This window comes from Ruegeria sp. CF5, from assembly GCF_056537325.1.
Window position 1 is genome coordinate 21,886 of sequence record NZ_JBQFRI010000017.1, and the last position, 14,272, is coordinate 36,157.

The following is a 14,272-nucleotide window of genomic DNA, read 5'->3' on the forward strand; positions in this document are numbered from 1 at the left end:
ATGCGTCAGCAATTCGAAGCTCTTCAGAAGACGCGGGCCAACCATGTGCCCTTGTCGCCGATATCCTTCCTTCGCCGCGCCGAAAACCTGCACGGCGCGCGAACGGCGGTGATCTATGGCGACATTCAAAGAACATGGGCCGAAACTGCAACCCGCATTCGCGCTGTGGCTGGTGGGCTGGTCGAACTTGGCGTGCAGAAGGGCGATACTGTTTCGGTGCTGAGCCCGAATGTCCCGGAACTCTTTGAGTTGCACTTTGCCCTACCACTGACGGGCGGAGTTCTAAACACGCTGAACACACGGCTGGAACCGGAAACTATCGCCTACATTCTGAATCACGCGGATACGAAATTGGTGATCGTGGATCAGGAGCTTGTACCGCTTCTGTCCAAAGCTTTTGATGTGCTCGGTCGATCCTTGCCAGTGGTCGAGATCGTCGATCCTGCAGTTAAGGGTGAGAGCCTTGGTGGTCAAACCTACGACGCGTTGACCGAAGCCACACCGCTACCAATAGAACTGCCGGATGATGAATGGGATGCCATTGCGTTGAACTACACATCCGGTACGTCCGGTCGCCCGAAAGGCGTTGTTTATCACCATCGCGGGGCCTATCTGATGGCGCTCGGCACAGGGACGGCTTGGCAGATGCCGCCTTACCCGGTCTATCTGTCAGTGGTGCCGATGTTCCACTGCAACGGCTGGGGGCACCCGTGGTTGATGGCCATGCTTGGTGCAACGGTCGTCTTTACCCGTAATCCAGCGGCAGACCGTATTCTAGGCGCGATCCGCGCCCATGGCGTAACTCATTTCGGCGCGGCGCCCATCGTGTTGCAAATGCTGGCCGAAGCCGAGAGCGACGCGGCCCCCTTCGATCCCGCGATCCGCGTTTTGACGGCAGGTGCTCCGCCGCCGCCTTCGGTACTGGAAAAAACCCGCTCAATGGGGCTGGATGTCATGCAGGTCTACGGCCTGACAGAGACCTACGGCCATATCTCACAGTGTCTTTGGCAGGATGACTGGGACCAACTTAGCCCAGCGGAGCAAGCTGAATTACAAGCACAGCAAGGCATTGCCTTTCCGATGGTCGAAGAGGTCACAGTGATCGACCGTAGCAGCGACACACCCGTAACACGCGATGGTGTTACACAGGGCGAAATCGCCATTCGGGGCAACACGGTGATGGCGGGGTATTACAAGGACGCCGAGGCCACGTCGAAAGCTTTTGAGGACGGTTGGTTCTGGTCCGGCGACGGCGCTGTCTTACATGAAAACGGCTACATCCAGATACGTGACCGGCTAAAAGACGTGATCATTTCCGGTGGAGAAAACATTTCTTCGGTCGAGGTCGAAGCAGTGCTCTATCGCCATGATGCCGTACAGGCCGCCGCCGTGGTTGCGATGCCGCACGAAAAATGGGGCGAAGTCCCCTGCGCCTTTGTCGAATTGCGCGAAGGTGCCGAAACAACATCTGACGAGATCATTGCCTTCTGCCGCGACCATCTGGCCGGGTTCAAGGCCCCCAAAGCCGTCGTCTTCGAAACTCTTCCCAAAACCTCCACCGGTAAGATTCAGAAGTTCCAGCTTCGGGATCGCGCCAAAGCAATGGACCTTTGAAATGCGCCTGCTGTCTCAATCCCGCCGCCTGCGCCAGACACCTTTTTCCGAGGGCGTCGAAGACAAAGGCGTTACCGCCTACACCGTCTATAACCGGATGCTGCTGCCGACAGTTTTCGAGAGCGTCGAGGCTGACTACCGACATCTCAAATCTCATGTTCAGGTCTGGGATGTGTCTTGTGAACGGCAGATCGAACTGAATGGCCCGGATGCTGGTCGCCTGATGCGGCGGCTGACTCCCCGCAATCTGGAAAAAATGCAGGACGACCAGTGCTATTACGTACCAATCGTCGATGAAAACGGCGGCATGCTGAACGATCCGGTGGCGATCAAACATAGTGAAGATCGCTGGTGGATCTCAATCGCCGACAGTGATCTGCTGTTGTGGATTAAGGGTTTGGCCGTCGGTGCAGGCATGGATGTGCGGGTGTTCGAACCTGACGTCTCGCCATTGGCCGTTCAGGGACCAAAGTCGGATGACCTGATGGCACGGGTCTTTGGCAAAGAGGTTCTGGATATCCGCTTCTTCCGTTACAAGCGGTTGGCGTTTCAGGACACGTCCTTTGTGGTGGCACGCTCTGGCTACTCGAAGCAGGGCGGCTATGAGATCTATGTCGAGAATGGTGCCTACGGTATGCCACTATGGAATGCCCTTTTCGAAGCCGGAGCTGACCTGAATGTTCGCCCGGGATGTCCAAACCTGATCGAAAGGATCGAAGGCGGGCTGTTGAGCTATGGCAACGACATGACAATGGAAAACTCACCACTGGAGTGTGGCTTGGGCAAATTCTGCAAACCGGGCGAGGGCAGTGACAACATCGGCAAGCAAGCACTTGCTCGCGAAGTTGAAGCTGGCCCGACCCGTCAGATTCGCGCGATTTCCATTCCAGGAGATCCCGTTCCCCCGGCTCGTTCGGCTTGGCCTCTGTTCCACGATGGAAAGCAGGTAGGCCAAGTCACTTCCGCTGCCTGGTCACCGGATTTTGAAACCAATGTTGCCATTGGCATGGTCGATACTGGTCACTGGGACGCTGGTACGAAACTTGAAGTGCGGACTCCAATCGGTGACCGGGCGGCCGAGGTGCAAAGTGGGTTCTGGAAATAGCCGGGGCTTCTAAAAGCCAACATACAATCTCGTTGTCTAGTGGCTGTTTTTTTTGCGATTCCGGAAAGCCGCAAAGTGCAGTTTTGAACGTCCGTTTTGGGCTGGCTGCGGCCTTCCGGAGCGAAAATGCCATTGATAACTGGCCTTACAAACAACGTAACCGCATTGAGATCATGTTCGGAAGACTGAAAAACTGGCAGCGCGACGCAACCCAATATGACAGATGCCCGAGGGTCTTCATGTCGGCAATCGCATTGGCAGCCCTCGTCATCTACTGGCTATGAGTCCTGAGCCCAGGTGCTTCCTTCGTCACCCAATGGTGACGACCAATCACACTGTCGAGTAAGAACATGAACGCGAACGGGACAAAGAGCAGATACCAAAGGACATGGTTCAGGTAGTAGTGAACGTCAGAATGGCCCTTGGCCAGAATGTACCACGACACAGGCGCAATAAGCGACATCAAAAACGCTGCTGACAACCTGTCCCTACGCCGCAACGCGTAACCGAGGCACGTCAGGGTCAACACCGGCAAAAACAACGTTTCGAGCGCACGCAGACCAAGCCGCGCATAACTTGCGGGGCTTATGGTCCGGGCTGTCTCGATCACCGCCGGCAGCGAGAGGTTTGTTCGCAACTCTCGCAATCGCCGCAGATCTTCTGGATGGTGACGCACATGTTCCACCCAGGGAAATGCGCGCGGCATCATAAAATACCGCGCGACGACCACGACCGGATTACGCACGAGAGAGGTTTCAAGTTCGTACTCGCATTTGTTACGATTTTCCTTTTCACCCTGACTGCAGATCTCTTCGATGGTTTCGGCAGGCAATTCGGAAATCGTTCGTTTTCTGGCCACAGTCGCAATCTGCCCTAAGCCATCAGTCAGGCTTGGGCCCAATGATCGAGCGTGGATGCCAACCGACAAAACAAAAGCCGAAACAGAGGCCACCCCGCAGACGCCCATAGACAGGATCAAATTCCGCAGTCCTGCAGTGCTGCGCGCCCATACCATTGTCAACGGAACCATTGCTGCAAGTGTGATTGTGGTTATGTATTCGTAACCACACAGAAATCTGATGGTAAAAGCACAGAACAGCCCTCCACCCAACATGATCAACCCACCCGGTGACACCAGTGCACGACGAGCGAAAAACAACGAAACCAGCGCGGGCACAAACCAGGTAAATTCAACCCAATAGAGATGTCGCGAGAACACAACCGGCCAGGGGCTGAACACCAGCGGCACGCAAAATGCGGCTGCATGTGCAGTTGAATACAGCCTTCTAATCCCGATAAAAAAAAGCATTACAACGACACTCATGAAAAAGGCTGTCATTGAACTGAGCACTTCCAGTGGAAATCCGAACCTTTCGTCGAGCGCACTGAAAAACTTCACCTGCAGGCCCAGCTGTGACGTGTAGTGATAGAATTCTCCGGTCCGGTTTTCGTCCTGGTAAAGTTCTCTGGCATGCGGCCATTGCTGGTCGATTTCCGGGCGGGTATAGCGCCCCAGCACAACGGGCCCCTCATTCGCCGCAGCATTCAGCATGCCGTCCAGGACCAGCTGCTCGGACCCCATATCGTGTTTGTAGAGCGTCGAATCCCAGGTGATCCTGTAGAAATTAAAATTGAAAGACAGAAATGCCATCGCCAGCACGATCAAAGGCAAGGTAACTTTCAAGAGCCGAATCCTGACAGATTCCACCTGGATGCTTTGAGGTTTATCGTTCACAATAAGACGCTTCTCTGTAACCCAGGCACCTGACACCGCCTAAAGCATTCGCAATACCCCCATGTTGTTGCATGATTGCGCATCGATCAAGTTTCGCAAATTGGCGCGTGGTGATCTCTTGTTCACGTGCGCCGCGATCTACATGTTCCAAGCATCCTGGCACGCAATCTTCATTGGCAGGCGACGCATTGACGACGGGGGGGATCAGTCGTTCTCGGAATTGCCAGACTTTGCCGCCTCAACCGGAAATCGCGCGGCGTTTTGTCAGACGCTCTCGCACCGCGTTCTACTGGCCAGTCCTAAGGCTGCATTATTAGTCCTGATAAGCGGTACGCAGTGGACAAGAGCGATCATTGTCGAAATCTCAGGACCAGAGAAAACGCACGCCAGCCAGATATCAGTCGCTATCCAGTTAAGCGGCCACATCGACTTGTTGAGTGCGCAGCAGGCAAGTCAGCGCCGCCTTGATATCGATTTTACCGACCACACCATCTGCACCTGTCACAACAATATCGCTCTGTTCTTCGATCAGCATCGAGATGATATCCTTCAGCGGTGTCTTGTCTGTGATCGTGCGAGCGTCGGCAGGGATGGAACCGGTGTTCTCGACCATGATTTCCATAGCGCGTAGCACGTTTAGCGGGTTCATATGCGCCACGAATTCGGCCACGTAGGGCGTCGCCGGGTTCAGCACGATATCTTGCGGTTCGGCGCATTGCACGATCCGACCGCCTTCCATGATGGCGATGCGCGATCCGATCTTGAGCGCTTCATCCAGATCGTGGCTGACGAAGACGATGGTCCGGCCCAGCTTTTGCTGGAACTCCAGCAGCTCGTCCTGCAGCTTGTTGCGGATCAATGGATCCAGAGCCGAGAACGGCTCATCCATCAGCAGGATCGGGGCCTCGGTCGCGAAGGCGCGGGCCAAACCAACCCTTTGTTGCATGCCACCTGAGAGTTCCTGAACCTTGCGGTCGGCCCAGTCCTCAAGATGCACCAGGTCCAGCTGCTCGCGGGCACGCCGATAGCGTTCTTCCTTGTCGACTCCGGCCACCTCCAGCCCATAGGCCACATTGTCGATTACGGTGCGCCAGGGCAAAAGGCCGAATTGTTGGAACACCATGGCGATACGGTCTCGGCGGATGGCGCGCAGGTCACGCGCATTGGCCTGAACAACGTCAACCAGTCCATTGCCGGTATTTACTTCGACTTTACCGCGCACAACTGGGTTCAGCCCGTTTACGGCGCGCAGCAGGGTGGACTTGCCGGACCCGGACAGGCCCATCAGCACCAAAATCTCGCCATTCTTGATGTCAATCGAGCAGTCATGAACGCCCAGAACCTGCCCAGTCTTTTCCTGAATCTCGGCGCGGGACATCCCCTGATCCATCATCGGTAGTGCTGCCTTGGGATCGTTGCCAAAGACGATGTTCACATTGTCAAAACGTACCATTGTGTCTGTCATCAGTTACGCGCTCCTTCTTTTGAACATCCGGTCGAAGATGATAGCGACCAGAACGATGGCGATGCCGACTTCAAAGCCTTTGGCAATGTTCACCGAGTTCAGCGCCCGAAGCGTCGGAACACCTAAGCCGTCCGCGCCGACAAGGGCCGCGATCACCACCATCGACAGCGACAACATGATGGTCTGGGTCAAACCGGCCATAATCTGCGGCAGCGCATAGGGGAGTTCAATCTTCCACATCAGTTGCAGCGGGGTCGAGCCAAAGGCTTTGCCCGCCTCAATCAGCGCGGTGGGGGTCGAGGTGATGCCGAGATGGGTCAACCTGATTGGTGCCGGGATTGCGAAGATCACCGTGGCGATCAAGCCAGGCACCATACCCAGACCGAACAGAATGAGAGCAGGGATCAAATAGACGAACGTCGGAATTGTCTGCATCAAGTCCAGAATGGGCTCCATCACCCGATACAGCCACGGCTTGCGTGCAGCGGCTATGCCTAGCGGTACACCAACACCCATGCAGACAACGGCCGCGGCAAGGACCAGTGCCAGCGTCTCGGTGGTTTCTACCCAATAGCCTTGATTGACGATCAACAGCAGGCCAAGCGCAGTGAATACTGTAAATCCGACCGATTTGCGCACAACCCAGGACAGCACTGTGATGACCGCAATGACGACAAAGGTATTCGGCACCTGAAGCAGCCACAGAAGGGCCAGAATGATAGCCTCCAGCACTGCCGAAAGACCATCAAAGAGCCAGAAAAAGTTGTCGGTCAGCCAGTCGACAAACACCTTTGCCCACTGGCCGATCGGAATTTTGTAGGATTCAAGCCATTCCATATCAGGTCCTCCCCCCTGCATGTTTCATGGTGACCTCAAGTTGCGGGAGCAGCGTTGCCCTCAACCAACCTTCCAGCTTCTGCATCGCCTTTGGGTCCAGCGCGTGGCCCATCCCTTCGCACAAGAAAAGCTCGGACCCTGTGATCAATGCATGTGCACGCCGCGAGCTGCCCGGATCGATACAACGATCCTGCGCGGCTCCGATCACCAGCGCCGGAGCTTTGATTTTGCTCAGTTCTTCTTGCCGGTTGCCAGAGCCATTCAACGCCAGAAGTTGCCGGGCGTAGCCGCCAGAAGAGAACCCACCGGTGATCATGCCCAATGCCGTCATACGGGCATCGGATTGAGACAAGGGTGTCGGAGCTGACCACCAGATCAGGTCCTCGGCCAGCCGGTCTGCGAGTTCCTGTTCGGTGTCAAAGGGTTTCACGGTACGCAGAAACCGATCCCAGGATTTGTCTTGGGTCGGAATTCTTGCCTCACCCGCGCTGCAGCAAATCTGCACTAGCCCACTTACCCTGTTGCCAGTTTTTGCAGCAACCAATTGAGCGATCATACCGCCCATGGAGAAGCCAACCACGGCAAACCGGTCGATTCCCAAATCGTCGACGCAGCGCAGGACGTCATCGCGCATATCGAAGAGCGTGTAAGGAACAGTATTTGTGTCCGGATCAGACAATGCCTCAACAGCTGCTTCATCGACATCCGGTCCACATCGGCCCGATTGGCCCATGTCGCGGTTCTCGATACAGATGAGATGGAAATCACGCGACAACCGGTCCAAAAGCTCCCGGGGCCATTCCGCGACTCGCATTCCAAGCCCCAAGATCATGACGATGCACGGCGCGAACATGTGGCCGTGCATCTCAATATGGATGGGGCACTTTCCGGCGATGGTTTTTGTCACCGGCATCTTTCGCCCCATCTTCATCACAGACCCAGATGCGCACGCACGGCGTCCAGACCGTTCCCACCGTCCTTGGTGGTAACGCCATCAAGCCAAGTGTCCAGATACTCCGGATGAGCTTTTAACAGCTTGGCCCCTGCCTCGTTGGGATCCAGACCTTCTTCGAGGATGTAGCCCATGCCTTCGCTTTCCATCGGAATGTCAAAGGTCATCTGGGTGATCAGCCTGCCGATATTCGGGCATTCGTCCAAATAGCCCTTGCGCACCTGTGTGTGCACCGTCGCGCCACCAAAGTTTGGGCCATAGAAATCGTCACCGCCGGTCAGGTATTCGAGATCGAATTGAGTATTCATCGGGTGCGGTGCCCAGGCCAGGAAGACGATCCAGTCTTCTTTGCGCTGGTTCTTCTTTACCTGCGACAGCATTCCCTGCTCGGAACTTTCCACGACTTTCCAGCCGCCAAGACCAAAGGCATCCTTGGCGATGATGTCCAGCATGATGTCGTTCGACCCCGGCTCGATCCCATACATCTGGCTGTCGAACTTGTCGGCGTTTTCCACCAGATGCGAAAAATCGGTCACGCCCGCTTCGTGGACATATTTCGGCACCGCAAAGGTGAATTTCGCACCTTCCAGATTCTGGTGCACCGTCTCGATGTCGCCGGTATCGCGATAGGCCTGATAATAGGTTTCCATCGCCGGGTCCCAGTAGCCCAGGAATATGTCCAGATCGTTGCCGACCATCGATTCATAGATGACCGGAATGCCCAGAACATCGCTTTCCGGGGTATATCCCAACCCCTCCAGAACAGTACTCGCGACACCGGTTGTCAGGGCCAGATCGGTCCAGCCCGGCTCGGCCATACGCACGGTGTCACAATTGGCGGCGGCTTGATGGGCGCAAACGGCCAGTACAGAGGCCATGGTTGCGCTGCGGAGTGCCGTTTTCATTTGTAAGTCCTCCCAATGGTCTAAATGCTGACCCTAGGGTCAATAAACGGACCATACGTTTAAATTGACCGCTGAGTCAACAAAATCTATCCTTCGGTCAAAAAGAGGGCCTGATGGGACGAAAAAGCATTGCAGAAATTCGCCGCGAAGAATTTGCCGCCGCCGCGTTCGAGGTGCTGTCCTTACACGGTATGCAAGGGACGACATTGCAGCGTGTCGCCGAGCATACCGGCGCCTCCAAGGCCAGCGTGCTGCACTATTTTTCGAACAAACAGGCCCTGATCGAAACCGCCATGCGCCGTGCCAATGCCACGCTGCGCAAAGAGGCGGTTGCCTTCCTGTCTTTGGCCTCAACACCCTGGGAACGCTTCTATGCCATTGTCGAGGCGAACTTCTCTCCGACCACGTTCAGACCTGAAGTTGCCCATGGATGGATCGCCATGTGCGCTGAGGTTCCGCACAACCCTCAATTCCAACGCCTGCAAAACGCGATTTATCACCGCCTGCACAGCAACCTCTTTTCGGCGCTAAAGGAGACAGGAGCCGGTGTGGCAAAGGCTCAAGTCAGCGCACATACGGTTAGTCTGTTGATTGACGGGCTATGGATGCGCTGCGGTTTGCAAATTGGAGGGCTCAACCGAGACGAAGCAATGAATCAGATCGAAACTGTCATTGAACAGAGCTTTTCGGATGACGAAAATAGGCGTGCGGCAAAAGAGAAAATGAGCACTATCGCCGCTGCAGTCACAGCAAAAAAGTGAACAATAATAACCGGTTTAACAACCACTGCACTAAACAGATGTAGACCCGACTATTATCATCTGCTGCGGCGAGCTGCACCGCAGCATTGCCTGGGTCTTGTGGGCGGCAGCTTTGGGTCGCTCTGAGTTCTTTCAGACCCAGTTGTCTATGATGCCGCAAAGCATCCGATTTCCGCTCAGAGCCGATCTTGTGTGACGCTGCAGGATCACCCAATGACTGAAATCGAAATTCCCAATGGCAATGCCGCCCTAATTCTGGATAAGCGCGTTTTCCCATTCGGTAAGGAATTTGTTTCGCTTCAGCGTATCAAGAAACGTCATCAGGGCTGGTTCCAATGCAATGGTTGCACGTTCACTACCTTGCCCCCTTCCCTGGAGCGGCGGCAACGAAGGTCTGCTATCGCTTGGATTAGATTGATACGCGACCAGATGTCGGATGAAACTTTCGGCCGCTTCCGGTTCCCGGGTGGTCCTTACGACAAATGCTGTCCGCATCATCGTCGTTGGAAAATCGGAAGGTAACACGATCTCAAGTGTATTCTGGTGTTCGGCGCGAGCTTCGGCATAGCTGCCCAGAACATTGTACGCGACGGCAATTGTCCCATCGGTGAGATCGTCGATCATCTCGCCCGAGCAGCAATAAAGGCGCACATTAAGACTACCCATCACTTCCATGAGTCTCCAGAAAGTCTCAGAAGCCCGCGCGTCCTGTGTCGCAAAAAGATAGCCTAGCCCCGATTCGCGCACGTCGTAGGTACCGACCCGGTTTCGAAACACCTCCGGCCGGGCGCGCAGCGCCTCGATCAGCTCTTGCCGAGACTGCGGGATCGGCATCCCAACGAAAGCGGCTCTGTTGATGACAATGCCGGCCGGCTCAGAGGTGAAGGCGAACAGGCTTTGCCGCCATTCCGCCCATGACGGATGAGAGACGCCTTCCAATGCCAGGGCAAATCCGTCATTTGCGAGTTTCAACTGCAAATCCATGGCGCTGGAGATTGCGATGTCGAACGCCTCGGGTGTCTTTCTGATGCGTCTGTCGATATCCGCTGTTCCGGTCACCAGATACTCGATGGCGACATCCTGATTTGCGGCAACAAATGTCTCGATCAGCGGTGCAAACAGTTCTGTGTCCGTACTCGAAATAATGCGCAGCGAGGTCGTTGCCCCAGCTTCGTTGAAAACTTGCCGATCTTCCCACTCCTGCGCCCAACCTGCATGGCACAAGAAAATCAGAACTAAAGCAACAAGGTTACGCATGCGCCACCCTCCGGTCGGTTCGAAAGATCAAGCCTGCCACCATGGGCCGTGGCAACATCCTGCGCGATGGTCAATCCCAGGCCGGATCCAATTGTGTCCTTCGAATTTTCCCCGCGCTGGAACCGCGTTGTCAGGGTTTCGATCTCGTGGGATGGAAAGCCGGGACCGTTGTCGCAGACAGCTATCTGAGGCCTTGGATTTGCGGAAACCGTGATCTCGATGGAACTTTCAGCGGGTCCGTATTTCATCGCGTTGTCGATCAGGTTCCGAACGGCATTCTGGATCAGGATGGGATCCCCTGAATAAGGAACGTCCGGGTCCCCTTGCAACGAGATCGAAAGATCTTTCATTTCTGCGATCGGCATCATTCGCAAAACCAGATCGCGTACCAACTCAAGCAGGTCGATATCTTCCCGCACCAAATGGTCTGCCCGGAACGTGATCATCGCATGATCCAGAAGCTGACCCGCCGCGCGAGAGCTTTCGTCGATGGCTTTTACCATGGACCGCATGGCTTCGCGGTTTTCCTCCTTGTCGACGCGCTGTAACGTCGCTTCAGCATAAGACCGAACGGTCGCAAGCGGTGTGCGAACGCGATGCGCAGCCTCGGCAATGAAGTCTTCCGATTGTCTCAAGGAATGATCAAGCCGTCCCATAAGGGAGTTTAGAGACGTTACCAACGGCGCCATTTCCTGGGGAACCGGTTGCCCGAAAGGGCTCAGGTCCTGTGGCCCTCGACGTGTGACTGAGTTTGTAAGCCTGCCCAATTGACCAATAGTCGCCGAGGTGGCCCAGTACGAAAGCGCTGCGGCGAGGGCAAAAAATCCCACGCCCAACAGAGCAGCGTTGCGCGATATCTGGTTAAGCGTATCAGACAGGGCGTCCTGCGTTTGAGCGAGAATGATCTGGATTTCCGTCCGCTTGTTTGCACCGATCAAGGTGCGACTTGCGCTGATTTTTCGAACATCCGCCCCGCGTAACTGACTGGACTGGAAGGTCGGACGTTTATCCGAGGAGCTTTCGGAAAACGTCAAATCCTCGTAGCCCGACAGGAATTTGCCGTCCTGCAGGATGGCATAGAAAACGCGGTCATCCGCTGGCGTGCTCAGCATCGAAAACGCGGAATAAGGTAGATCAAGTTCAACCACGCCATCGCGGATGGCGGCTGCATCAAGCATCGATGTAAGCGATGCGTCGAGGATGTTGTCCTGCCCCTGTTGGGCGACCTGTACGGCAAAGTTTCGAACGGCGAAGAACAAAAGCAACGCAAGAACTGCCGCCCCACCGATCAGCGTCAGCATCAACCGGTTTCTGAGCGATCCGGAAACAGCAGGGCTATTCATCTTGATCCAACCGATAGCCCAGCCCGCGCAATGTGGTGATCCTCAGATCCGAGGGTTTCAGATGTTTGCGCAGTCGCCCGATGTAAACCTCAATCGCGTTCTCCGAAACATCTTCGTCAAAGGAAAACAATCGGTCGGCCAGTTTGTGCTTCGAAAAGATTCGCCCCGGAGCATTAAGGAACAATTCCAGAAGTCGCAGTTCGCGGTTGCGTAAGGTGACGGCCTCACCCCCGACAGTCAGGTGGCCTGCAACCGGATCGAACACAATGCCGCCGACCTCTATTGTTGTCTTCGCATTGCCGGATCTCCGGCGCAAGACGGCCCGGCAGCGGGCCTCCAGTTCGGCGTGATCGAAGGGCTTGGTGACATAGTCATCTGCGCCAAGATCGAGCGAACCGATTCGATCTGAAATCTGGCTGCGGGCGGTCAGAACAATCACTGGCGTGTCGAAATCACTGGCACGATGCTTTTGTAGAAACGTGCGACCGTCACCATCCGGAAGCATGATATCCAACAGGATTAGATCGTATTCTCCGGTCGCAACGAAAGCCGAAGCGTCTTCTAATTTATCTGCGTGATCAATGACATGACCATCCAGTCGCATCCGCGACGCGATAGCATTGGCGAGATCTTGGTTGTCTTCAATCAGAAGGAACTTCATCGCCTCTCCGGACGAATTTCTCTGTGTGACAGGTTAGTGTCAGGTTGTTGTGATTTCTTCCTCATCAACTGAACCGCCATGCGGACAATTGTCAAATGGGAGGACGAAATGTTGAAATTCAAACTGGGCCGTCGGGCTTTTATTGCGGCTGCTGCCGCCTTTGGTATGTCAGGGCCCGTTATGGCTGATGACAGCCAGGTTCTTGACAGCATCCACTTCTTGATCCCCGGTGGCGCGGGTGGTGGCTGGGACGGCACCGCCCGGGGCACGGGCGAAGCTCTGACCGAATCCGGGCTCGTCGGAACGGCGTCTTACGAGAACATGTCAGGTGGCGGCGGTGGCAAGGCCATCGGTTACCTAATCGAAAACGCTGACAGCAACCATGGCACGTTGATGGTCAATTCGACCCCCATCGTGATCCGGTCACTGACGGGTGTATTCCCGCATAACTTCCGCGACCTGACGTTGGTCTCGGGTACAATTGGAGACTACGCGGCAATAGTCGTAGGCAAGGATAGCCCGATTAACTCGATGGCTGATCTGATCGCTGCATATGATGCGGACCCGCGCACGACCGCCATTGGCGGCGGCTCGGTGCCGGGAGGCATGGACCATCTGGTTGCGGCCATGGTGATGGAAGCGGCTGGCAAGGATGCGCTGGCATTGAAGTACATCCCTTATGATGCGGGCGGCAAGGCAATGGCCGCCTTGCTGTCGGGTGAAATCGCTGCCCTGTCGACCGGATTCTCGGAAGCTGTCGATCTGGCCGAAGCGGGTGAAGTGAAAATCATCGGCGTAACCTCCGACGCGCGCGTCGATGCCGCTCCTGACGCGATGACGATGAAAGAGCAGGGTATCGACACCACATTTGTCAATTGGCGCGGGTTCTTTGCGGCGCCCGGACTGCCGGATGACAAGCTGGTCATGTACCAGGATGCCATCGCCAAGATGTATGACACGCCCGAGTGGGAAGCGGTACGTGCCCGCAACGGCTGGGTCAATATTCACAATTCAGGTGATGATTTCCTGATCTTCCTCGAAGCCCAGGAAAAGGCCATCGGCGACTTGATGAAGAAGCTCGGCTTCCTCTGATAAGCGCTCCGGTCAGAGCGGGCTTCCGTTCTGACCCATCTACTTCAGGAAGGGGTACAAAATGGCTTTGGACCGTTGGATTGCTTTGGTGTTGCTCGGCGTTTGCTTAACCTATGGCTATACGGCGTGGTTCACGATGGATGGTAGCCTTGCCCCCTTCATGAAACGCAATCCCATCTGGCCCAGCACATTTCCAAAAGTGCTGTCGGTTCTCGGAATACTCGCCACCCTTGTCATTCTTCTGGGATTTGAGAAAGGCGAACCGAAAGAGGCGGACATCGATTACCGCCGCCTTACGGAATACCATCTCGGACAGGCACTTTTGCTTCTGGGTTTGATGGTTGTCTATGCGCTGTGCCTGCGCCCATTGGGGTTCCTCACCGCGACATCGGCGTTTCTGATCCTTGGCTCATTCATTCTGGGCGAGCGTAAGTGGCATATCATGCTGCCTGTCGCCCTGATCGCTGCGCTTTGTGTTTGGTATCTGGTTCAGGAAGTCCTTGGAATCTACATGCGCCCCCTGCCGGGCTTTTTCGGAGGCTGAC

13 protein-coding genes and 1 pseudogene are annotated in these 14,272 nt (G+C 55.5%); 6 read left to right on the forward strand and 8 right to left on the reverse strand.

Annotation, left to right across the window (positions count from 1 at the left end):
* From ACR0NW_RS23040 to ACR0NW_RS23050, 3 genes and pseudogenes are all read left to right on the forward strand, one after another.
* Positions 1–1,614 (forward strand): AMP-binding protein, encoded by a 1,614-nt coding sequence (locus ACR0NW_RS23040; RefSeq protein ID WP_480453027.1) that lies wholly within the window; start codon positions 1–3, stop codon positions 1,612–1,614.
* Position 1,615: 1 nt separating this feature from the next.
* Positions 1,616–2,719 carry a dimethylsulfoniopropionate demethylase gene (locus tag ACR0NW_RS23045; protein WP_480453026.1) on the forward strand — a complete coding sequence of 368 codons (1,104 nt, stop codon included), beginning with the start codon at positions 1,616–1,618 and terminating at the stop codon, positions 2,717–2,719.
* A 134-nt stretch (positions 2,720–2,853) separates the two neighbouring features.
* Positions 2,854–3,003, forward strand: a pseudogene (locus ACR0NW_RS23050) (IS5/IS1182 family transposase); the annotation flags it as partial.
* Here ACR0NW_RS23050 and ACR0NW_RS23055 read toward each other — a convergent pair.
* From ACR0NW_RS23055 to choX, 5 genes are all read right to left on the reverse strand, one after another.
* Complete coding sequence (locus tag ACR0NW_RS23055) at positions 2,991–4,490, reverse strand: hypothetical protein (RefSeq protein ID WP_480453024.1); 1,500 nt, start codon at positions 4,488–4,490, stop codon at positions 2,991–2,993. The pseudogene ACR0NW_RS23050 and the gene ACR0NW_RS23055 overlap by 13 nt on opposite strands.
* A gap of 376 nt (positions 4,491–4,866) precedes the next feature.
* Positions 4,867–5,919: a choline ABC transporter ATP-binding protein gene (choV, locus tag ACR0NW_RS23060; protein ID WP_480453022.1), complete on the reverse strand. Its 1,053-nt coding sequence runs from the start codon at positions 5,917–5,919 to the stop codon at positions 4,867–4,869.
* 3 nt (positions 5,920–5,922) lie between these two features.
* Positions 5,923–6,756 carry a choline ABC transporter permease subunit gene (choW, locus tag ACR0NW_RS23065; protein ID WP_480453021.1) on the reverse strand — a complete coding sequence of 278 codons (834 nt, stop codon included), beginning with the start codon at positions 6,754–6,756 and terminating at the stop codon, positions 5,923–5,925.
* 1 nt (position 6,757) lies between these two features.
* Positions 6,758–7,669 (reverse strand): alpha/beta fold hydrolase, encoded by a 912-nt coding sequence (locus ACR0NW_RS23070; RefSeq protein ID WP_480453020.1) that lies wholly within the window; start codon positions 7,667–7,669, stop codon positions 6,758–6,760.
* A gap of 17 nt (positions 7,670–7,686) precedes the next feature.
* A complete protein-coding gene (gene choX / locus ACR0NW_RS23075) occupies positions 7,687–8,613 on the reverse strand; it encodes a choline ABC transporter substrate-binding protein (protein ID WP_480453018.1) in 927 nt (308 codons plus the stop codon).
* Between the two features lie 113 nt (positions 8,614–8,726).
* Between choX and betI the strand changes: the two genes are divergently transcribed.
* On the forward strand, positions 8,727–9,374 hold the full coding sequence (gene betI / locus ACR0NW_RS23080) for a transcriptional regulator BetI (protein WP_480453016.1): 648 nt from the start codon (positions 8,727–8,729) through the stop codon (positions 9,372–9,374).
* Positions 9,375–9,623: 249 nt separating this feature from the next.
* Here the strand turns inward: betI and ACR0NW_RS23085 are convergent, their stop codons facing one another.
* The 3 genes from ACR0NW_RS23085 to ACR0NW_RS23095 are packed head-to-tail and all read right to left on the reverse strand — an operon-like array spanning position 9,624 to position 12,635.
* Complete coding sequence (locus tag ACR0NW_RS23085; protein WP_170657008.1) at positions 9,624–10,631, reverse strand: type 2 periplasmic-binding domain-containing protein; 1,008 nt, start codon at positions 10,629–10,631, stop codon at positions 9,624–9,626.
* Positions 10,610–11,974, reverse strand: coding sequence for a sensor histidine kinase (locus tag ACR0NW_RS23090; RefSeq protein WP_480453015.1), 1,365 nt, complete (start codon positions 11,972–11,974; stop codon positions 10,610–10,612). Before ACR0NW_RS23090 ends, ACR0NW_RS23085 begins: the two co-directional genes overlap by 22 nt.
* Positions 11,967–12,635: a response regulator transcription factor gene (locus ACR0NW_RS23095; protein WP_170657015.1), complete on the reverse strand. Its 669-nt coding sequence runs from the start codon at positions 12,633–12,635 to the stop codon at positions 11,967–11,969. The genes ACR0NW_RS23090 and ACR0NW_RS23095 overlap by 8 nt, the downstream gene beginning before the upstream one ends.
* Positions 12,636–12,743: 108 nt before the next feature.
* Between ACR0NW_RS23095 and ACR0NW_RS23100 the strand changes: the two genes are divergently transcribed.
* Both ACR0NW_RS23100 and ACR0NW_RS23105 read left to right on the forward strand, forming a co-directional pair.
* Positions 12,744–13,727, forward strand: coding sequence for a tripartite tricarboxylate transporter substrate-binding protein (locus tag ACR0NW_RS23100; protein WP_170657018.1), 984 nt, complete (start codon positions 12,744–12,746; stop codon positions 13,725–13,727).
* 61 nt (positions 13,728–13,788) lie between these two features.
* Positions 13,789–14,271 (forward strand): tripartite tricarboxylate transporter TctB family protein, encoded by a 483-nt coding sequence (locus ACR0NW_RS23105; RefSeq protein ID WP_170657020.1) that lies wholly within the window; start codon positions 13,789–13,791, stop codon positions 14,269–14,271.
* Position 14,272 lies beyond the last annotated feature (1 nt).